Consider the following 20758-nt stretch of genomic DNA (forward strand, 5'->3'; position numbering starts at 1 on the left):
TCAACGGTCAGTGTGCGCCGTACTTCAGGCGTGTCAATTGCTCCGCTTCGTTCGCGAGCAGATTGGCCGCGTCGCGGATCGCGACGTCGAGCGTGATCGGCCCGGGAGCCGGCGAGAAGCAGCCGGAAAAATGTTCGGACAGGCGCGGCAGCGCGGCCGGATCGACCGCGCCCGACAGCAGCGACGCGGGCACGCTCGCGGCTTGCGCGTGGCGGCACGCGATGAACGGCGCCTTGCCGTGCAGCGTCTGCACGTCGGAGCGGCCTTCGCCGGTGATCAGCCAGTCGGCGCCGGCGAGCGCTGCGTCGAGCCCGACCTGCCGCGCGACCACTTCGGCGCCCGCTTCGAACTGGGCGTCGAGCATGTGCAGCGCGAACCCGAGGCCGCCCGCGGCACCGGCGCCTGGCAGGTCGCGGCAGCGCCGGTCGAACGCGGTTTCGAGCAGGTCGGCGAAGCGGGCGAGGGCGGTGTCGAGGGCCGCAACCTGCTCGGGCGTCACACCCTTTTGCGGGCCGAACACGGCGGTCGCGCCGTGTGCGCCCGTCAGCGGGTTGTCGACGTCGGACATGCCGATGAATTCGGTTTCCTTCAGGCGCGGGTCGAGCCCCGACGCATCGACGCGCGCGATGTCGGCGAGCCGCGACGGCACCGGTTCGACCGGCTCGCCGGCCGTGTCGAAGCACTGCAGGCCGAGGCCTGCGAGCAGCCCGGCGCCTGCGTCGTTGGTGCTGCTGCCGCCGAGCGCGACGAAGAAGCGGCGCACGCCTTCGTCGAGCAGCGTGCGGATCGCCTCGCCCATCCCGCGCGTGCTGCGCGCGTCGACCGGCACGCTCATCCCGACCGGATCCGTAATGCCGACGATCTCGGCCGTCTCGACGATCGCGGTGCGCGCGTCGATCACGCCGACCGCCGCGTCGCGTGCCGCAAGCGACGCGCCGGCCACCCGCAGCGCACGCCGCGTGCCGCCGCCTGCCAGCATCGCGTCGAGCGTGCCTTCACCGCCGTCGGCCATCGGGCAGCAGCGCACGACGGCGTCGGGCCGGGCGCGGCGGATGCCGGTGGCGATCGCGTCCGCGACCTGCTCGGCGGAAAGCGAGCCTTTGAACGAATCGGGCGCGATGACGACGACAGGCGCGGACGGGTGTTGCGGCATGGTGTCTCCGGAAGGCGTAATTGGTGTGAGGAATGCCGGGGCCGCGACGGCGGCGGCCCCTCAATCGGAGCTTACAGGATGGCGGGCCCGGGGTGGATACGGTGTGCGGCATAGCGGCGATCCGCGCGCATTGCCGTGCAAAGGGCTGTCGAGGCGGCGCAGACGCATGCGCATCGCGCCGATCTGGCGGTGTGAGGAAAATTGTTTGCTAGAATAGTCGATTCTTCCGGCCAAAGCCGTGCTCCGAGCCGCTTGCGCTAGCCATCCGGCGCGTGCAGGGATGGCGTGGCGCTCCGGCGCGGCGAGTGGATGTGACGCACATCACGCCGCAGGCAGGCACGGCAAGGAAAACCCGATTCGCTCGAATAATTTTAGGACGATTGAAGCCATGGCTAACGTTGTTGAGAACCTCGGCAAGCTTGAACGCCGCGTGACGATTTCCCTGCCGAAAGACACCGTGCAGAAGGAAATCGACGCCCGTATCCAGAAACTCGCGAAGAACGTGCGCATGCCGGGTTTCCGCCCGGGCAAGGTGCCGCTGAAGATGGTCGCGCAACAGTACGCGGGTCAGGTCGAAGCGGAAGTGCTGAGCGACAAGATCGGCCAGGAATTCTTCACGATCAGCCGCGCGGAAAACCTGCGCGTCGCTGGCCAGCCGAGCTTCGAGCCGAAGCAGGAGCAGGCTGAAGATGCATACGCGTTCGACGCGACGTTCGAGGTCTACCCGGAAGTGAAGATCGGCGATCTGGCGACGGCTGAAGTCGAGCGCTCGACGACGTCGATCGGCGACGCCGAAATCGATCGCACGCTGGACATCCTGCGCAAGCAGCGCGTGCACTTCCACGCACGTGGCGAAGCCGGCGAGCACGGCGACGGCGGCGCGGACACCGCAGCGAAGAACGGCGACCGCGTGACGGTCGACTTCGTCGGCAAGATCGACGACGTCGCGTTCCAGGGCGGCACGGCCGAAGACTTCCCGTTCGTGCTCGGCGAAGGCCGCATGCTGCCGGAATTCGAAACGGCGGCGCTCGGCCTGAAGGTCGGCGAGGCACGCACGTTCGACCTGAAGTTCCCGGACGACTACCACGGCAAGGACGTGGCCGGCAAAACGGCCCAGTTCACGGTCACGATGAAGAAGATCGAGTGGCCGCACCTGCCGGAAATCGACGGCGAATTCGCGAAGTCGCTCGGCATCGAAGACGGCGATCTCACGAAGATGCGTGCCGAGATCAAGGAAAACCTCGAGCGCGAAGCGAAGCGCCGCACGCAGTCGATCGTCAAGAACCAGGTGATGGACGCGCTGCTGAAGATTTCCGAACTCGACGTGCCGAAGGCGCTGATCGAGCAGGACCAGCAACGCCTCGTCGAAATGGCTCGCCAGGATCTGGCGCAGCGCGGCGTGCCGAACGCGAAGGACGCACCGATCCCGGCCGAGATGTTCGCCGAGCAGGCAGAGCGTCGCGTGAAGCTGGGCCTCGTGCTGGCCGAGCTGGTGAAGTCGAACAGCCTGGAAGCGAAGCCGGAACAGATCCGTGCGGAAGTCGACGAATTCGCGAAGAGCTACGAAGACCCGAAGGAAGTGGTCCGCTGGTATTATTCGAACCAGCAGCGCCTCGCCGAGATGGAAGCGTTCGTCGTTGAAAGCAACGTCGTCGACTTCGTGCTGGGCAAGGCAAAGGTGACGGACAAGGAAGTGAGCTTCGAGGCACTCGCGAGCGCATCGGCGCAAGCGTAAGTGTTGCTCTAGCGGCGTGCCGGCTGTCGGAGCGACGGCCCGCACGCCGTTTTTACGTCAAGCGCACGGTTGCCATTAATATGGCGATTGAGCGGGCGGCTTCCTTCCGTTCAATTTTCCATTCGAACAAGGTTCATTGAATGATCACTCGCGCTGAATTGCTGGACATGCTTGCTTCGAACGCGCCGCAGGGTTTCGAGGCGCAAGCACTGGGGCTGGTGCCGATCGTCGTCGAAACGAGCGGCCGCGGCGAGCGTTCGTACGATATCTACTCGCGTCTCCTGAAGGAGCGCCTGGTGTTCATGGTCGGCGAAGTGAACGACCAGACCGCCAACCTCGTGGTTGCGCAATTGTTGTTCCTCGAGAGCGAGAATCCCGACAAGGACATCAGCCTGTACATCAACAGCCCGGGCGGGTCGGTGTCGGCCGGCATGGCGATCTACGACACGATGCAGTTCATCAAGCCGGACGTGTCGACCCTCTGCATGGGCCTCGCGGCCAGCATGGGCGCGTTCCTGCTCGCGTCGGGTGCGAAGGGCAAGCGTTTCGCGCTGCCGAACTCGCGCGTGATGATTCACCAGCCGCTCGGCGGCGCACGCGGCCAGGCATCCGACATCGAGATCCAGGCACGCGAAATCCTCTACCTGAAGGAACGGCTGAACAACCTGCTCGCGCAACATACGGGCCAGGACGTCGAGCGCATCGCGCGCGACACCGACCGTGATAACTTCATGTCGAGCGAGGACGCGAAGGCGTACGGGCTGATCGACCAGGTGCTGCTGAAGCGTCCCTGAATTTAAGTGGGGTGCCGCCCCGATTCGAGCGGCGCCCCCTGCAATGTCCCGAGTGCCTTGAGCATCTGCGGCAATCGCATCCAGCCGGCTCCGGTCGCGCCCTAGGCGCGGCCTTTGGAGCATTCGGCGTATCATGTCATTTACCTGTCCGGAGGCTCTACATTCATGGCGGACAAAAAAGGTTCGAACAGCGAGAAGCTGTTGTATTGCTCGTTTTGCGGGAAGAGCCAGCATGAGGTGAAAAAACTCATCGCGGGCCCGTCGGTGTTCATCTGCGATGAATGCATCGACCTCTGCAACGAAATTATTCGCGACGAGGCGGCTGCCGCCGGCGTCGAGGCCAGCCTGTCCCGGTCGGATCTGCCGAGCCCGCAGGAAATTCGCGACATCCTCGATCAGTACGTGATCGGGCAGGAGCGCGCGAAGAAGATCCTCGCGGTGGCCGTGTACAACCACTACAAGCGCCTGAAGCATCTCGACAAGAAGGACGACGTCGAGCTGTCGAAGAGCAACATCCTGCTGATCGGCCCGACGGGCTCCGGCAAGACGCTGCTCGCGCAGACGCTCGCGCGGTTGCTCAACGTGCCGTTCGTGATCGCCGATGCGACGACATTGACCGAAGCCGGCTACGTCGGCGAAGACGTCGAGAACATCATCCAGAAGCTGTTGCAGAACTGCAACTACGAGGTCGACAAGGCCCAGCGCGGGATCGTCTACATCGATGAAATCGACAAGATCAGCCGCAAGTCGGACAACCCGTCGATCACGCGCGACGTGTCGGGCGAGGGCGTCCAGCAGGCGCTGCTGAAGCTCGTCGAAGGCACGATGGCGTCGGTGCCGCCGCAGGGTGGCCGCAAGCATCCGAACCAGGATTTCATCCAGGTCGACACGACCAACATCCTGTTCATCTGCGGCGGTGCGTTCGATGGCCTCGAAAAGGTGATCACCGATCGTACCGAGAAAACCGGCATTGGCTTCGGCGCGACGGTCAAGAGCAAGCAGGAACGCGACGCGGGCGAAGTGCTGCGCGAAACGGAACCGGAAGACCTGATCAAATTCGGTCTGATCCCCGAATTGATCGGCCGCCTGCCGGTGGTCGCGACGCTCGGCAAGCTCGATGAAGCCGCGCTGATGAAGATCCTGGTCGAGCCGAAGAACGCGCTCGTCAAGCAGTATCACAAGCTGTTCGCGATGGAGCGCGTCGAGCTGGAAATCCGGCCGGGCGCACTGCAGGCAGTCGCCCGCAAGGCGATCCGCCGCAAGACCGGCGCGCGCGGTTTGCGTTCGATCATCGAACAGGCGTTGCTCGATGTGATGTACGAGCTGCCGACGATGAAAGGGGTCAGCAAAGTCATCATCGACGAGAATGTCATCGATGGCGACGGCAAGCCTTTGCTGATCTACGAGGACACGCCGAAGGTGGCGGGTTCGAACTGACCGGCTTGCCGACGATGTTCTGCGAAAAAGGCCGTTCATGAGACCGTGGGCGGCTTTTTTTCGTTTATCTTGTGGGTAACTCTGACTCGACACGCGGTGGTTACTTTCTTACCGAATATTTCCCGCACTTGAAGGCTTGCAATTCGTTGTGGCGGCCTCAATTACCGAACAATTGATTCCACTCATGGGGAAATGAAATGTCAGGCACCCAACTTCTCCCGCCGGAACGCATCACGCTCCCGCTGCTGCCGCTGCGGGATGTCGTCGTTTTCCCGCACATGGTGATTCCGCTCTTCGTGGGCCGGCCGAAATCGATCAAGGCCCTCGAAGCAGCGATGGAAGGCGGCAAGCACATCATGCTCGTCGCCCAGAAAACCGCGGCCAAGGACGAACCGACCGAAAAGGACATGTACGAGGTCGGTTGTATCGCCAACATCCTGCAGATGCTGAAGCTGCCGGACGGCACCGTGAAGGTGCTCGTCGAGGGCCTGCAGCGAGCGAAGGCGTTGTCGATCGAAGAACAGGAGACGCAGTTCTCCTGCGAAGTGATGCCGCTCGAGCCCGATCACGCCGACAGCGCGGAAACGGAAGCGCTGCGCCGCGCGATCGTGTCGCAGTTCGACCAGTACGTGAAGCTGAACAAGAAGATCCCGCCGGAGATCCTCACGTCGCTGTCGGGCATCGACGAAGCGGGCCGCCTCGCCGACATGATCGCCGAGCGCCTGCCGCTGAAGCTCGACCAGAAGCAGCACATCCTCGAGATGTTCCCGGTCATCGAGCGCCTCGAGCACCTGCTCGCGCAGCTCGAAGCCGAGATCGACATCCTGCAGGTCGAAAAGCGCATCCGCGGGCGCGTGAAGCGCCAGATGGAAAAGAGCCAGCGCGAGTACTACCTGAACGAACAGGTCAAGGCGATCCAGAAGGAACTGGGCGAAGGCGAAGAGGGTGCCGATCTCGAGGAGCTCGAGAAGCGCATCAACGCCGCGCGCATGCCGAAGGAAGCGAAGAAGAAGGCCGACGCCGAGCTGAAGAAGCTGAAGCTGATGTCGCCGATGTCGGCGGAAGCCACCGTCGTGCGCAACTACATCGACACGCTGATCGGCCTGCCGTGGCGCAAGAAGAGCAAGGTCAACAACGACCTGTCGAACGCCGAGCAGGTGCTCGACGAGGATCACTTCGGCCTCGAGAAGGTCAAGGAACGGATCCTCGAGTATCTCGCGGTGCAACAGCGCGTGGACAAGGTCAAGGCGCCGATCCTGTGCCTCGTCGGGCCTCCGGGCGTCGGCAAGACCTCGCTCGGCCAGTCGATCGCCCGTGCGACGAACCGCAAGTTCGTCCGCATGGCGCTCGGCGGCGTGCGTGACGAAGCCGAGATCCGCGGCCACCGCCGTACGTACATCGGTTCGATGCCGGGCAAGATCCTGCAGAGCCTGACGAAGGTCGGCGTGCGCAATCCGCTCTTCCTGCTCGACGAAGTCGACAAGATGGGCATGGATTTCCGCGGCGATCCGTCGTCGGCGCTGCTCGAAGTGCTCGATCCGGAACAGAACCACACGTTCGCCGACCACTACATCGAAGTCGACTTCGACCTGTCGGACGTGATGTTCGTCGCGACGTCGAACTCGCTGAACATCCCGCCGCCGCTGCTCGACCGGATGGAAGTGATCCGTCTGTCGGGCTACACGGAAGACGAGAAGGTCAGCATTGCCCAGCGTTACCTGCTGCCGAAGCAGAAGAAGAACAACGGGCTGAAGGAAGGCGAGATCGAGGTCACCGAGCAGGCGATCCGCGACATCATCCGCTACTACACGCGCGAAGCCGGTGTGCGTTCGCTCGAGCGGGAAGTGTCGAAGATCTGCCGCAAGGTCGTGAAGATGCTGCTGCTGAAGAAGGCATCGGGCGCGATCAAGGTCGATGGCGAAAACCTCGACACGTTCCTCGGCGTGCGCAAGTACGACTTCGGCCTCGCAGCGAAGGAAAACCAGGTCGGTCAGGTGACGGGCCTCGCGTGGACGGAAGTCGGCGGCGATTTGCTGACGATCGAAGCCGCGGTGATGCCGGGCAAGGGCAACGTGATCCGCACCGGTTCGCTGGGCGACGTGATGAAGGAGTCGGTCGAGGCGGCACGTTCGGTCGTGCGCTCGCGTTCGCGTCGTCTCGGCATCAAGGACGAAGCGTTCGAGAAGCAGGACATCCACATCCACGTGCCGGAAGGCGCGACGCCGAAGGACGGTCCGTCCGCCGGCGGTGCGATGACGACCGCGCTGGTATCGGTGCTGACGGGTATCCCGGTGCGTGCCGATGTTGCGATGACGGGCGAAATCACGCTGCGTGGTGAAGTTTTGCCGATCGGCGGCCTGAAGGAGAAGCTGCTCGCAGCGCATCGCGGCGGCATCAAGCTCGTGCTGATCCCGGAAGAGAACGTGAAGGATCTCGCCGAGATTCCGGACAACGTGAAGAACGCGATCGAGATCGTGCCGGTCCGCTGGATCGACAAGGTGCTGGAACTCGCGCTCGAGCGTTCGCCGACCCCGCTGCCGCCGGAAGAAGAGGCGAAGGCGGCAGCACCGGTCGCTGATGCAGCAAAGGATGCCGGCTCGACGGAGTTCGTCAAGCACTAAGCATCGCGACGCCGTCCTTCCTGGCGGTTGTTCACGAAACCCGCGGCGTGGCCGCGGGTTTTTTTATGCGCATTGAAATCGTGAGCGCGAGCGTTAAAAAAATTCACATCCGGGCTTTGCAAAATGATCGGGGATGAATTAAACTTGCGGGCTCGCTGGTTGTTGATGCCGAAACGCAGATCGCAGCCAGAACGAATCGGAAACGGGTGCTTAGCTCAGCTGGTAGAGCGGCGCCCTTACAAGGCGTAGGTCGGGGGTTCGAACCCCTCAGCACCCACCAGTTTCACGATTCAGCCAGACCAAGGAGCGGTAGTTCAGTCGGTTAGAATACCGGCCTGTCACGCCGGGGGTCGCGGGTTCGAGTCCCGTCCGCTCCGCCAGAAAATGAAGAAGCCCGCCTTGTGCGGGCTTTTTTATTTTGCACGGCCGGTTGTCGCATTGCACTGGCCTGCAGCACGTCTGCTTTTCTCCCGTCCCACCCCGTATGTTGTAATATCGGTCGTTTTGTCCAATTTTCCCGTCACGCATGCTCGATTTCTTCCGTAATCACCAGCGCCTGATGATGGCGCTCCTGCTCCTGATCGTGTTGCCGGGGCTGGGTTTCGTCGGGATCCAAGGCTTCCGCGGCTTCTTCGACGATAGCGCGAACGTCGCGGCAGTCAACGGGCACAAGATCACGCGGGTCGAATTCGACGGCGCGTTCCGCCAGCAGATCGACCAGGCGCGCCAGGCGCTCGGCGGGCAGTTCGACATCAAGATGTTCGATACGCCCGAGCACCGCAAGCAGGTGCTCGACGGCCTGGTCCAGCAACGCGTGCTGGCAGACGAAACCCAACGTCTGCACCTGACCGCATCCGACAACGCCGTGCGCGACGCGCTGATGAGCGACCCGATGATCGCGTCGCTGAAGAAGCCCGACGGCACGATCGACGTCGAGCGCTATGCGCAACTGCTGTCGTTCCAGGGGATGACGCCCGAGCAGTATCAGGAGCGCGTGCGTTACAGCCTCTCGCTGCAGCAGATTCCGGCCAGCATCGTGTCGAGCGCGTTCACGCCGAAGAGCCTCGCGCAACGCCTGTCCGAACTCGCCGCGCAGCAGCGCGAAGTGCAGGCGCTTGTGCTGAAGACGAGCGATTTCGCAGCGAAGGTCCAGCCGACCGACGCGCAGCTTGCCGCGTACTATGACGCGCACAAGCAGAGTTTCGCGACGCCGGAGACCGCGACGATCCAGTATCTCGTCTATTCGCCGGCCGCAGCGGCCGCGAGCGCGCAGCCGACCGATGCGGACATCAAGAAGTTCTACGACGACAACCCGACGCACTTCCGCACCGAAGCGCAGGTTCGCGTGAGCCACATCTTCATCGCCGCGGCGGGCAGCGCAAGCGCGGCCGACAAGGCTGCTGCGAAGACGAAGGCCGAGCAACTGCTGGCCGACGTGAAGGCGCATCCGGATCAGTTCGCGCAGATCGCGCAGAAGAGCTCGCAGGACGCACCGTCGGCCGCGAAGGGCGGCGACCTCGGCTTCATCACGCGCGGCTCGACGGCGGGCGGCAAGGCGTTCGACGATGCCGCGTTCGCGCTCAAGCAGGGCGACGTGAGCGGTGTCGTGCAGTCGGATCTGGGCTTCCACATCCTGAAGGCAACGGAAGTGAAGCCGGCGGTCGTCAAGCCGTTCGCCGACGTGAAGGACCAGATCGCAGTCGACCTGAAGCAGCAGTACGCATCGAAGGCGTTCACGGACAACGCGGAAGGCTTCACGTCCACCGTCTACGAAAAGGCGAAGACGCTGCAGCCGGCTGCGGACAAGTACAAGCTGACGATCCAGACGGCTACCGTCACGCCGACGCCGAATCCGCAACTGCCGCCGACGAGCCCGCTGAACAATCCGAAGTTCCTGGCCGCCGTGTTCGCCAGCGACTCGGTGAAGAGCCACAACAACACGCAGGCGATCGACGTCGGCAACAACACGCTGATCTCGGCGCGCGTGACCGACTACAAGCCGGCTGCCGTGCCCGCACTCGACGCGATCAAGGACGTCGTGCGTCAGAAGGTCGTCGCCGAGCAGGCCGCGGAACTCGCGAAGAAGGACGGTGTGGCGAAGCTCGCCGAACTGCAGAAGTCGAAGTCGACCGACGGGTTCGCGGTTGCACAGAAGGTATCGCGCACGCAGTCGCAGGGCCTGACGCCGGCTGCGCTGAGCGCCGTCTACAAGGTCGACGCGAAGACGCTGCCGGCCTACGTCGGGGTCGATCTCGGCGCGGACGGCTATGCGATCTACCGCGTGAATGCGGTGATCCCGGGTTCGGCGGTCGATCCGCAGCAACTGGCGGCCGCGCAGCAGCAGATGGCGCAGGTCGACGCGCAGAGCGAAGGCGAAGCGTATCTCGCCGCGCTGCGCGATCGTTCGAAGGTGAAGCTGTACGGCACGACGGCCAGCCAGCCGCAGGACGGCGGCAACTGAGCGTCGTTTCGCACGCAACAAAAAGCCCCGCTTCGTGCGGGGCTTTTTGTTTTCCGGTGAGACCGCGTCGTCAGCCGCGCGGCTTGCCGAGCAGCGGTTTCAGCGCCGGCCAGACGTTGTCGAGCAGAATGCCCTGCGCCTGCTGCGCAGGATGCATCTGGTCGGCCTGGAACATCTCGGGCTTGTTCTCGATGCCGGCCAGCAGGAACGGCACGAGCGGCACGCCGAGATCCTTCGACAGCCGCGTATAGACGGCGTGGAACTTCTGCGTGTAATCGGGGCCGTAATTGGGCGGCACATACATGCCGACCAGCACGACCTTCGCCCGTGCCTGCCGCGCGCCGGCGATGATGTCGCGCAGGTTCTGCTCGGTCGTTGCGAGCGGCACGCCGCGCAGCGCATCGTTTGAACCGAGCTCGACGACGACGATCGACGGCTTGAGCCGCTGCAGCACTGCGGGCAGCCGCGCGCGGCCGCCGCTCGTGGTGTCGCCGCTGACGCTGGCGTTCGCGACGCTATAATCGATTCGCTCGGCCGTGAGCCGTTGCCGCAGCAACGCCACCCAGCCGGTGTCGCGCGGCAGCCCGTATTCGGCCGACAGGCTGTCGCCGAGCACGGCGATCACGGGCTGGCCCGATGTCGCGGCCGGCGTCGTGGCAGCGTGCGCCGGCACGGTGGCGGCCAGCAGGGTGCCCAGCAGCGCGGCGACCGCCGCGCGTCTTTTCCAGCGAATTGTCGTGTCCATGTTCAAGATTACCGATCCGATCATCGAAGTCCATGACGTGTGCAAGCGGGTCGCCGATGCAACGGGCGAGCTGACGATCCTCGACGGCATCACGCTCGCCGTGCGGCCGGGCAGCAGCCTCGCGATCGTCGGCGCGTCGGGGTCGGGTAAGTCGACGCTGCTCGGCCTGCTTGCGGGGTTGGACAGCGCGACGAGCGGCACGGTTCGCCTGCTCGGTCGCGCGCTCGACCAGCTCGACGAGGATGCGCGCGCGGCGCTGCGCAACGGCGCAGTCGGGTTCGTGTTCCAGTCGTTCCAGTTGATGCCGCACCTGACGGCGCTCGAGAACGTGATGCTGCCGCTCGAGCTGCAGGGCGGCATCAGCGCGCGCGAAGCAGCCGATCGTGCCCGGGCGCTGCTCGTGCAGGTCGGTCTCGGCGAACGCACCGCGCATTATCCGAAGCTGTTGTCCGGGGGCGAGCAGCAGCGCGTCGCACTTGCGCGCGCATTCGTTACGCGCCCGGCGATCCTGTTTGCCGATGAGCCGACCGGCAGCCTCGATGCGGCCACGGGCCATGCGGTCATCGACCTGATGTTCGAACTGAACCGCACGCACGGTGCCACGCTCGTGCTCGTCACGCACGATACCGAACTCGCACGCCGCTGCGCGACGACGGTGACGCTCGACGCCGGGCGCATCGTCGAGCCGCACGCAGCACAGCGCAAAGTCTGAATTATCTTGCCGGCCGCGCAGCGTGCGCCGAGCGGCCGGTATCGGCATGACGCCGTCGCGTCAGCGCTTCAACGCTTCAGCGCCGTGCGGGCGCGCTCGATCAGCGCGGTGGTCGACGAGTCGTGCTTCGCCGGATCGACCGACTCGGCCGACAGGTCGGCTTCCACCACCTTGCCGAGAATCTTGCCGAGCTCGACGCCCCACTGGTCGAACGGATTGATGTCCCACACCGTTGCCTGCACGAGCACCTTGTGTTCGTACAGCGCGATCAGCGCGCCGAGCGTGCGGGGCGTCAGTGCATCGACGAGCAGCGTCGTCGTCGGGCGGTTGCCCGGGAACGTCAGGTGGGGCGCGAGCGCTTCCTCGCCCGGCCCGGCGACCCTGCGCGCTTCGTCGAGCGTGCGGCCGAGCATCAAGGCCTCGCTCTGCGCGAAGCAGTTCGCAAGCAGCTTCGGATGATGGCTCGCGAGCGGATGCTCGGGCGTCAGCACCGCGATGAAGTCGATCGGCACGATCGTCGGCCCCTGGTGCAGCATCTGGAAGAACGCATGCTGGCCGTTGGTGCCCGGCTCGCCCCACGTGACGGCCGACGTCGGGTAGTCGACGAAGGTGCCGTCCAGACGCGCGGATTTGCCGTTGCTCTCCATTTCGAGCTGCTGCAGGTACGACGGCAGGTAATGCAGCGCTTCGGAATACGGTGCGACGAGATAGCTTTGCGAACCGAAGAAATTCCGGTACCAGATGCCGATCAGGCCGAGCAGCACGGGCAGGTTGCGCTCGAGCGGCGCTTCGCGGAAATGGCGGTCCATGTCGTTCGCGCCGGCCAGCAGCTCATCGAACTGCTCGGGGCCGATCGCGATCATGATCGACAGGCCGACCGCCGACCACAGCGAATAGCGGCCGCCGACCCAGTCCCACATTTCGAACACGTTCTCCGCGGCGATGCCGAACTTCACGACTTCTGCCGGGTTCGCCGACACGCCGACGAAGTGCTTCGCGAGCGCGTCCTCGGGGCAGCCGCGCGCGACGAACCAGTCGCGCAGCGAGCGTGCGTTCGTCATCGTCTCGAGCGTCGTGAAGGTCTTCGACACGATGATCGCGAGCGTTTCCTCGGGATCGACCTGTTCGAGCACGCGCGCGAGATCGGCGCCGTCGACGTTCGACACGAAGTGCGTGGAGATCTCAGGCATGGCGATGTGGTGCAGCGCATGCACGACCATCTTCGGCCCGAGATCGGAACCGCCGATGCCGATGTTGATCACGTGGCGGATGCGCTTGCCGGTGTAGCCCGTCCACGTGCCGCTGCGCACGGCGCGCGCGAACGTCGCCATCTTCGCGCGCTCGGCGCTGACCTGTGCATGGAACGGCGCTTGCGGATCGGTCGCGCGCAGTGCGGTGTGCAGCGCGGCACGGCCTTCGGTCGGATTGACGATCTCGCCCGCGAACATCGCATCGCGGCGGGCTTCGACGCCCGCGTCGCGCGCGAGCTGCGCGAGCAGGCGCAGCGTGTCGTCGTTGATGCGGTTCTTCGAGAAATCGGCCGCGAGGCCGCCGCCCGCGAACGTGAAGCGCTCGGCGCGGGTCGGTGCGTGGTCGTTTTCCGGCGCGAACCAGTCGCGCAGCCGGGCGTGGCGAATCTGCTCGAAATGGGATTGAAGGGCAGTCCAGGCGGGGAGCGATTTCAGCGTCATGGCGGTTCGAGTGAAGCGTGAATCGGGAGGAATGCCGCGCCGGCTCATCGTGATCGGAAGGCCGGCGGACGAGAGGGTCCGCCGTGCGGCGGGGCAGTCAGTATAGCGGCGTTACGTGTCGGCGCGCGGCGACGGATAAAAAAGGCGATTGATCAGCGTGCGCACCATCGGCGCGAGTTCGCCGGCCGTGAGTCCGGCCGGGCCCGTGCCGTGCGCCGTCAGCGTGTCGGCCGCGAGACCGTGCAGGTAGACGCCCGCGAGCGCCGCTTCGTACGGTGCGACGCGCTGCGCGAGCAACGCGCCGATCAGGCCGCCGAGCACGTCGCCGGTGCCGCCCGTGGCGAGCGCCGCATTGCCGGTCGGATTGATCGTCACGCGGCCGTCGGGCGCCGCAATCACCGTGCCCGAGCCTTTCAGCACGACGATGGCCGCATGGCGCGCGGCGAGCGCCAGCGCGGCCGCGACGCGGTCGCGCTGGACCGACGACGTATCGCTGCCGAGCAGCCGCGCGGCTTCGAGCGGATGCGGTGTCAGCACGCACGGATTGCCGCGCGCACCGCGCGTGGCGACGGCGGCTGCGAGATCCGCATGTGTCGCGACGAGATTCAGCGCGTCGGCATCGAGCAGCGTCGCGGCGTCGTGCTCGAGCACGTCGCGCACGAGCGTCGCCGCGGCCTCGCGCGTGCCGAGCCCGCAGCCGGCCGCGATCGCGGTCATCGCGTCGAGATCGAGGCTGTCGGCCGGATGCAGCATCAGTTCGGGGAACGGCGGGTCGTAAGGCGGCGCGCCGGCGCCGAGGAAGCCGACGTGCACCTTGCCGGCACCCGCGAACAGCGCGGCGCGGGCGGCGAGGATCGGTGCGCCGCACATGCCCGTGTCGCCGCCGAGCACCGCGAGGCTGCCGAACGTGCCCTTGTGGGACGCGAATGCGCGCGCGGGCAGGGCGGCGGCGAACCGCGCGGGCGAATTCAGCACGATGGCCGGTGCGGCGGGCGGCGCGATGTCGAGCGAGGCGACGTCGATCTCGCCGGCGAGATCCCGGCCTTCGCCGGTGTAGAGGCCCGGCTTCGCACCGATGAAGGTGAGCGTATGGGTGGCGGCGACGGCGACGCCCGCGCCGACGATCTGGCCCGTATCGCTGTCGAGCCCGCTTGGCACATCGAGCGCGAGCACGTGGCCGCCGCTGCGCGCATGCGCGGCGATGCGCGCCGCCTGCTCGGCGAATGCGCCGTCGAGCGCGCGGCCGAGACCGATGCCGAACAGCCCGTCGACGACCCACGCGTAGCTGTCCAGCGAAGCGGGCGGCGTGGCCGACAGCGGCACGCCGGCTGCGCGCGCAAGGGCGAGCGCCCATTGCGCGTCGTCCGGCTTCACCGGCACCGGCATCCATGCCTGGGTCGCGACGCCAAGCTGCTGAAGGTGCGCGGCGGCAACCAGCGCGTCGCCGCCGTTGTTGCCGGGGCCGACCGCGAACCAGACGGGGCGGTCGTCGCCGGCGGCGCGCTCGGACAGCCAGCGCGCGGCGGCGGCGCCGGCGCGGCCCATCAGCGTGTGTGGCGGCAGCGCGGCGGCAGCGTCGGCTTCGGCCGCGCGCAGGTCGGCGACGCGCAGCAGCGCGATCGGATCGGAATCGGTGAGCGGGCGGGGAATGGTCATCGCGGGGTCGTGGCGGCTGGCAAGGAGGCCGCCGGGGACGAGCCCGCGGCGGTCAGGTCGTGAAGCGCCCGGCGCGCAGCGCGGCGAGCGTGTCGGCGGGCCAGTGCTGCACGTCGCCGCCCAGGTAATCGGTCACCACTTTAGCAGACCCGCACGCGAGCCCCCAGCCGGCCGGGCCGTGGCCGAAATTGACGAACACGCGCGGATGCGGGGTCGGACCGACGACCGGCAGGCCGTCCGGCGACAGCAGCTGCGTGCCTTGCCAGGACAACGCGGCCGAGATCCTCGCGGCACCGGGCACCCAGTCGTGGACCGCCTGGCCGAGCAGGGCGAGCGCCGCCTCGGACAGCGGTTCGGCGAGCGGTTTCGCGGTGTCGGGCAGGCTCTGCAGCACGGCGCCGCCGCCGATGCGCAGCCGCTGGTGGGTACGCGTGATCGAGATCCGCTTGATCGAATCGACGACGTTCAGGTGCGGCGCGTGTTCTTCGTAGGCGACCGGCGCGGTGAGCGTATGGACGCGCACCGGGTGCAGCGGCAGGCGCCAGCCGAGCCGGTCGAGCAGCGGCAGGCTGCCGGCGCCGGCGGCGACCACGATCGCATCGGCGGAAATCACGTCGACCTCGCGTGCGTTCGATGCGCGCCGGCCGCCGGGCGGGACGAGCTCGACCGCGGTGCGGCCGGTGTCGACGCGGATCGCCGCGACTTCGGCGCCGAAGCGGAACTGCACGCCATGCTCGTCGAGCGTCTGCTTGACCAGCTTCGCGAACAGCGGGCAATTCCCGGTGCGTTCGGTCTCGAGCAGCACGCCGCCGGCGAAGCCGGGCTCGGCCGGCACCGAAGGCTCGAGCGCCGCGCATTCGTCGGCGGAGAGCAGGCGGTACGGCTGGTCGAGCGTGCGCAGCAGGTCGAGCGCGGGCTGCATCGCGTCCCAGTCGCGCGGATCGCGTACGACGTGCAGGATGCCGGGCTTTTGCTCGAATTCGAGTTCGAGGCGCGTCTCGATGTCGGCGAGCGTGTCGCGCGACGCATCGATCAGCGGGCGCAGCCGCGCGTACTGGGCGGCGAACGCGTCGGGCTCGCGCAGCGTGCCGAGCTGCTTGACGAAGCGGCGCACGCCGCCGTTGAAGCCAGGCTTGTAGACGATGCCGCTGTCGCGCGGCTGGCGCTGGCGCATGAAGGTCGGGCCGAACCAGACGTCGAGCGGGCTCGGCAGCAGCGCGCCGCCGTCGCCGTAGGTCGCACCCTGCGCGACGGTCGCGTGGCGTTCGACCACGCACACGCGATGGCCGGCCGCGCGCAGCTGGTAGGCGGTGGCGACGCCGCTGATTCCGCCGCCGATGACGATGACATCCATTGGATTGCTTCGATGACGGGCGGCGCGCAGGCGCCGCCCGGTGAGAATTCGCTGAGGGCCCCGGCCCGGTGAACCCGGAATGATAGCGCCAAAATCGCGGGAACCGGCGCCAGGCGAGCACCGACCGTGCGGCCACGCCACGGCCGCCGGCTGCCGCGCCCGTGCGGGGCGCCCGGCGGGCGGGCCGTGTGCGGCGCGCACTGCGGCACCGTTGCGGTGCATGCAGGCTACCGATCGGCCGGTCTTGGGCGTCCGACTTCCGGGTATAATTACGGCCTTCCTTTCGCCCCACGTCGCCACCTCGCGCGACTCATCGACGTCAGTCCAGCCCATGGCTCACTTCTCGTGTTTTCCCGGCGCTTCGGCCCTCTCCGATTTCCGTCAAACCCGTCTGCTCGATACGCTCAGGCAAATCGACGCCAACATCGTCGCAGTGCGCGGGCAGTTCCTGCACTTCGTCAATGCGGCCGAGCCGCTGTCGGCCGACGACAGTACGCGCATCGACGCGCTGATGCACTACGGCGCGCCGTTCGAGCCGGCCGCCGAGAAGGGCACGGCGGAGACCTTCGTCGTGCTGCCGCGTTTCGGCACCGTCTCGCCGTGGGCGAGCAAGGCGACCGACATCGCGCAACACTGCGGCCTCACGCACGTGCGCCGCATCGAACGCGGCGTCGAATTCACGGTCACGCTGAAGTCGGGCCTGCTCGGCGGCAAGAAGGCGCTGTCGGACGATGCGCGCGCAGCGGTCGCGGCCGCGCTGCATGACCGGATGACCGAAAGCGTGGTCGCAGCGCGCGACGACGCGAAGCACCTGTTCGACGAACTGCCGGCCAAGCCGCTCGCGAGCGTCGATGTGCTGGGTGTCGGCCGCGGCGCGCTCGAACGCGCGAACGTCGAGCTGGGCCTCGCGCTCGCCGACGACGAGATCGATTACCTGGTCGACGCGTTCCGCAAGCTCGAGCGCAACCCGACCGACGTGGAACTGATGATGTTCGCGCAGGCGAACAGCGAACACTGCCGCCACAAGATCTTCAACGCGCAGTGGACGATCGACGGCGAAGCGCAGGACATGTCGTTGTTCGCGATGATCCGCAACACCGAGAAGCTGAGCCCGCAGGGCACGATCGTCGCGTATTCGGACAACTCGTCGATCATGGTCGGCGCCGAAGCCGAGCGCTGGTTCCCGCGCAATGCGGGCGCGGCCGGCGAGCCGGGCGAGCGCTACGGCCGCCACACCGAGCTCACGCACACGTTGATGAAGGTCGAGACGCACAACCACCCGACGGCGATCTCGCCGTTCCCGGGTGCGGCGACCGGCGCGGGCGGCGAGATCCGCGACGAAGGCGCGACGGGCCGCGGCGCGCGTCCGAAGGCCGGCCTGACGGGTTTCACCGTGTCGAACCTCGACCTGCCGGACGCCCGCCAGTCGTGGGAAAACGCGCGTGACGCGGCGCAGCCGGTCGGCGAGCGCAACCCGAACGACGCACACGGCCCGTACGGCCGTCCGGACCGCATCGCATCGCCGCTGCAAATCATGATCGACGGCCCGCTCGGCGGCGCCGCGTTCAACAACGAATTCGGCCGACCGAACCTCGGCGGCTACTTCCGCGTGTACGAGCAGAACGTCGGCGGGAAGGTGCACGGCTATCACAAGCCGATCATGATCGCGGGCGGCCTCGGCAACATCGCGGATCAGCATACGCACAAGCACGACGTGCCGGCCGGCTCGCTGCTGATCCAGATCGGCGGCCCCGGCATGCGGATCGGGATGGGCGGCGGCGCCGCGAGCTCGATGGCGACCGGCGCGAACACGGCCGAGCTCGACTTCGACTCGGTGCAGCGCGGCAACCCGGAAATCGAGCGTCGCGCGCAGGAAGTGATCAACGGCTGCTGGCAGCTCGGCGCGGAAAACCCGATCCTGAGCATCCACGACGTCGGCGCGGGCGGCCTGTCGAACGCGTTCCCTGAAATCGTCGACGGCGCGGGCAAGGGCGCGCGCTTCGAACTGCGCAAGGTCGCGCTCGAGGAATCGGGCCTGTCGCCGCGCGAAATCTGGTCGAACGAAGCGCAGGAGCGCTACGTGCTGGCGATCGCGCCGGCCGATCTGCCGCGCTTCGAGGCGATCTGCGCGCGTGAGCGCTGCCCGTTCGCGGTGGTCGGTGTTGCAACCGACGAGCGCCAGCTGAAGCTCGTCGACGACGAAGCGACGGGCGCCGACGAATACCCGGTCGACATGCCGATGGAAGTGCTGCTCGGCAAGCCGCCGCGCATGCATCGCGACGTCACGCGCGTGACGACGGAGCGTGCGCCGGTCGACGTGACGGGCATCGCACTGTCGGAAGTCGCGGTCGACGTGCTGAAGCATCCGACGGTCGGCAGCAAGTCGTTCCTGATCACGATCGGCGACCGCTCGGTCGGCGGCACGTCGGTGCGTGACCAGATGGTCGGCCCGTGGCAGGTGCCGGTGGCCGACTGCGCGATCACGGCGCTCGACTACGCGGGCTTCAAGGGCGAGGCGATGACGATGGCCGAGCGCACGCCGCTCGCGGTGATCGACGCGCCGGCATCGGGCCGCATGGCCGTTGGCGAGGCGATCACGAACATCGCGAGCGCGCCGATCGCGTCGCTCGACAAGCTGAAGCTGTCGGCGAACTGGATGGCTGCATGCGGCACGGCCGGCGAGGACGCCGCGCTGTTCGACACGGTCAAGGCGATCGGCATGGAGCTGTGCCCGGCGCTCGGGATCGGCATCCCGGTCGGCAAGGATTCGCTGTCGATGAAGACGAAGTGGGACGAGCAGGGCGTCGCGAAGGAAGTGGTGTCGCCGGTGTCGCTGATCATCTCCGCGTTCGCACCGGTCGAGGACGTGCGCCGTCACCTGACGCCGCAACTGCGCCGCATCGCCGACGCAGGCGACAGCGTGCTGATCGCGATCGATCTCGGCCGCGGCAAGAACCGGATGGGCGGCAGCATCTTCGCGCAGGTCACGCAGCAGGTCGGCGACACGACGCCGGACGTCGACGATGCGGAAGACCTGAAGCGCTTCTTCAACGCGATCCAGTCGCTCAACGCGCAAGACAAGCTGCTGGCATACCACGATCGCTCGGACGGCGGCCTGTGGGCGACGGTGTGCGAAATGGCATTCGCGGGCCACGCGGGCGTGTCGCTGAATGTCGACATGCTGACGCTCGACCCGAATCACGAGTCCGACTACGGCGACGCGAAGGACTGGGCGAAGCAGACGAGCGGCCGTCGCGAAGATCGCACGCTGCGCGCGCTGTTCTCCGAGGAACTCGGCGCCGTCGTGCAGGTGCGTGCGACCGACCGTGACGCGGTGCTCGGCGCGCTGCGCGAGTTCGGCCTGTCGGCGTGCTCGCACGTGATCGGCTCGGTCAACGATCGCGACGTGATCGAGGTGTATCGCGACGCGAAGAAGATCTTCGGCGCACCGCGCACCGAACTCCATCGCGCATGGGGCGAAGTGAGCTGGCGCATCGCACGCCTGCGCGACAACCCCGCGTGCGCGGATGCCGAATACGACACACTGCTCGACGCGGCCGATCCGGGCATCTCGCCGGTGCTGAGCTTCGATCCGGCCGACGACATCGCCGCGCCGTTCATCGCGACGGGCGCACGGCCGCGCGTCGCGATCCTGCGCGAGCAGGGCGTGAACTCGCATCTGGAAACGGCCTACGCGTTCGACCGCGCGGGCTTCGATGCACACGACGTGCACATGAGCGACCTGCTCGCCGGCCGTGCAACGCTCGCCGATTTCGCGGGTGCGGTCGCATGCGGCGGCTTCTCGTACGGCGACGTGCTCGGCGCCGGCGAAGGCTGGGCGAAGACGGTCCGTTTCAACGCGAACCTCGCCGACATGTTCTCGGCGTTCTTCGCGCGCCCCGACACGTTTGCGCTCGGCATCTGCAACGGCTGCCAGATGCTGTCGAGCCTCGCGTCGATGATCCCGGGCGCGGAAGCGTGGCCGAAGTTCACGCGCAACAAGTCCGAGCAGTTCGAGGCGCGCTTCTCGTTCGTCGAAGTGGAGAAGTCGCCGTCGATCTTCTTCGCGGGGATGGAAGGTTCGCGGATTCCGGTTGCGGTCGCGCACGGCGAAGGCTACGCGGACTTCTCGCAGCAGGGCGACATCGATCGCGTCGCGGTCGCGATGCGTTTCGTCGACCATCGCGGCGAAGCGACCGAGCGCTATCCGTTCAACCCGAACGGCTCGCCGGCCGGCATCACGTCGGTCACGACGGCCGACGGCCGCTTCTCGGTGCTGATGCCGCACATGGAGCGCGTGCACCGTACGGTCGCGATGAGCTGGCACCCGGAAAGCTGGGGTGAAGCAAGCCCGTGGATGCGCGTGTTCCGCAACGCGCGCCGCTGGATCGGCTGAGCG

At 66.8% G+C, this 20758-nt stretch carries 12 protein-coding genes and 2 tRNA genes; 9 read left to right on the forward strand and 5 right to left on the reverse strand.

The window, feature by feature from the left end:
- Positions 1-7: 7 nt before the first annotated feature.
- A complete protein-coding gene (locus B7G54_RS12915; RefSeq protein WP_085039437.1) occupies positions 8-1153 on the reverse strand; it encodes a glycerate kinase in 1146 nt (381 codons plus the stop codon).
- Positions 1154-1541: 388 nt separating this feature from the next.
- Here B7G54_RS12915 and tig point away from each other — a divergent pair, with 388 nt between their 5' ends.
- The 7 genes from tig (at position 1542) to B7G54_RS12955 (ending at position 10201) form a co-directional block, all read left to right on the forward strand.
- The gene (gene tig / locus B7G54_RS12925) at positions 1542-2888 is read left to right on the forward strand and encodes a trigger factor (RefSeq protein WP_085039438.1); all 1347 of its coding nucleotides are present in this window, start codon (positions 1542-1544) and stop codon (positions 2886-2888) included.
- A 140-nt stretch (positions 2889-3028) separates the two neighbouring features.
- Positions 3029-3682 carry an ATP-dependent Clp endopeptidase proteolytic subunit ClpP gene (gene clpP, locus B7G54_RS12930; protein WP_006496351.1) on the forward strand — a complete coding sequence of 218 codons (654 nt, stop codon included), beginning with the start codon at positions 3029-3031 and terminating at the stop codon, positions 3680-3682.
- A 165-nt stretch (positions 3683-3847) separates the two neighbouring features.
- Positions 3848-5119, forward strand: coding sequence for an ATP-dependent Clp protease ATP-binding subunit ClpX (gene clpX / locus B7G54_RS12935; RefSeq protein WP_006489345.1), 1272 nt, complete (start codon positions 3848-3850; stop codon positions 5117-5119).
- Positions 5120-5316: 197 nt separating this feature from the next.
- Positions 5317-7740, forward strand: coding sequence for an endopeptidase La (lon, locus tag B7G54_RS12940; protein ID WP_011352361.1), 2424 nt, complete (start codon positions 5317-5319; stop codon positions 7738-7740).
- Positions 7741-7944: 204 nt separating this feature from the next.
- Positions 7945-8020 (forward strand) — tRNA-Val (locus tag B7G54_RS12945).
- A gap of 23 nt (positions 8021-8043) precedes the next feature.
- Positions 8044-8120, forward strand: a tRNA-Asp gene (locus B7G54_RS12950).
- 146 nt (positions 8121-8266) lie between these two features.
- Positions 8267-10201: a SurA N-terminal domain-containing protein gene (locus tag B7G54_RS12955; RefSeq protein ID WP_085039439.1), complete on the forward strand. Its 1935-nt coding sequence runs from the start codon at positions 8267-8269 to the stop codon at positions 10199-10201.
- A gap of 70 nt (positions 10202-10271) precedes the next feature.
- On the opposite strand, the gene B7G54_RS12960 is transcribed toward B7G54_RS12955, so the two are convergent.
- On the reverse strand, positions 10272-10946 hold the full coding sequence (locus B7G54_RS12960) for an arylesterase (RefSeq protein WP_085039440.1): 675 nt from the start codon (positions 10944-10946) through the stop codon (positions 10272-10274).
- Here B7G54_RS12960 and B7G54_RS12965 point away from each other — a divergent pair.
- The gene (locus B7G54_RS12965; protein ID WP_085039441.1) at positions 10945-11658 is read left to right on the forward strand and encodes an ABC transporter ATP-binding protein; all 714 of its coding nucleotides are present in this window, start codon (positions 10945-10947) and stop codon (positions 11656-11658) included. The two genes, B7G54_RS12960 and B7G54_RS12965, sit on opposite strands and share 2 nt — an antisense overlap.
- Positions 11659-11726: 68 nt before the next feature.
- Here the strand turns inward: B7G54_RS12965 and pgi are convergent, their stop codons facing one another.
- From pgi to B7G54_RS12980, 3 genes are all read right to left on the reverse strand, one after another.
- The gene (gene pgi, locus B7G54_RS12970) at positions 11727-13349 is read right to left on the reverse strand and encodes a glucose-6-phosphate isomerase (RefSeq protein WP_085039442.1); all 1623 of its coding nucleotides are present in this window, start codon (positions 13347-13349) and stop codon (positions 11727-11729) included.
- A 111-nt stretch (positions 13350-13460) separates the two neighbouring features.
- The gene (locus tag B7G54_RS12975) at positions 13461-15005 is read right to left on the reverse strand and encodes an NAD(P)H-hydrate dehydratase (RefSeq protein ID WP_085039443.1); all 1545 of its coding nucleotides are present in this window, start codon (positions 15003-15005) and stop codon (positions 13461-13463) included.
- A 52-nt stretch (positions 15006-15057) separates the two neighbouring features.
- The gene (locus B7G54_RS12980; RefSeq protein ID WP_085039444.1) at positions 15058-16359 is read right to left on the reverse strand and encodes an FAD-dependent oxidoreductase; all 1302 of its coding nucleotides are present in this window, start codon (positions 16357-16359) and stop codon (positions 15058-15060) included.
- A gap of 331 nt (positions 16360-16690) precedes the next feature.
- On the opposite strand from B7G54_RS12980, the gene purL reads away from it, so the two are divergent.
- A complete protein-coding gene (gene purL / locus B7G54_RS12985; RefSeq protein WP_085039445.1) occupies positions 16691-20755 on the forward strand; it encodes a phosphoribosylformylglycinamidine synthase in 4065 nt (1354 codons plus the stop codon).
- Positions 20756-20758: the final 3 nt, after the last annotated feature.

The organism is Burkholderia puraquae, assembly GCF_002099195.1.
GTDB lineage: Bacteria > Pseudomonadota > Gammaproteobacteria > Burkholderiales > Burkholderiaceae > Burkholderia > Burkholderia puraquae.

Excerpts from the sequence above, each read along its gene's own strand:
- B7G54_RS12915 (WP_085039437.1), bottom strand. The coding sequence starts at position 1,153 with ATGCCGCAACACCCGTCCGCGCCTGTCGTCGTCATCGCGCCCGATTCG.
- tig (WP_085039438.1), top strand. The coding sequence starts at position 1,542 with ATGGCTAACGTTGTTGAGAACCTCGGCAAGCTTGAACGCCGCGTGACG.
- clpP (WP_006496351.1), top strand. The coding sequence starts at position 3,029 with ATGATCACTCGCGCTGAATTGCTGGACATGCTTGCTTCGAACGCGCCG.
- clpX (WP_006489345.1), top strand. The coding sequence starts at position 3,848 with ATGGCGGACAAAAAAGGTTCGAACAGCGAGAAGCTGTTGTATTGCTCG.
- lon (WP_011352361.1), top strand. The coding sequence starts at position 5,317 with ATGTCAGGCACCCAACTTCTCCCGCCGGAACGCATCACGCTCCCGCTG.
- B7G54_RS12955 (WP_085039439.1), top strand. The coding sequence starts at position 8,267 with ATGCTCGATTTCTTCCGTAATCACCAGCGCCTGATGATGGCGCTCCTG.
- B7G54_RS12965 (WP_085039441.1), top strand. The coding sequence starts at position 10,945 with ATGTTCAAGATTACCGATCCGATCATCGAAGTCCATGACGTGTGCAAG.
- B7G54_RS12960 (WP_085039440.1), bottom strand. The coding sequence starts at position 10,946 with ATGGACACGACAATTCGCTGGAAAAGACGCGCGGCGGTCGCCGCGCTG.
- pgi (WP_085039442.1), bottom strand. The coding sequence starts at position 13,349 with ATGACGCTGAAATCGCTCCCCGCCTGGACTGCCCTTCAATCCCATTTC.
- B7G54_RS12975 (WP_085039443.1), bottom strand. The coding sequence starts at position 15,005 with ATGACCATTCCCCGCCCGCTCACCGATTCCGATCCGATCGCGCTGCTG.
- B7G54_RS12980 (WP_085039444.1), bottom strand. The coding sequence starts at position 16,359 with ATGGATGTCATCGTCATCGGCGGCGGAATCAGCGGCGTCGCCACCGCC.
- purL (WP_085039445.1), top strand. The coding sequence starts at position 16,691 with ATGGCTCACTTCTCGTGTTTTCCCGGCGCTTCGGCCCTCTCCGATTTC.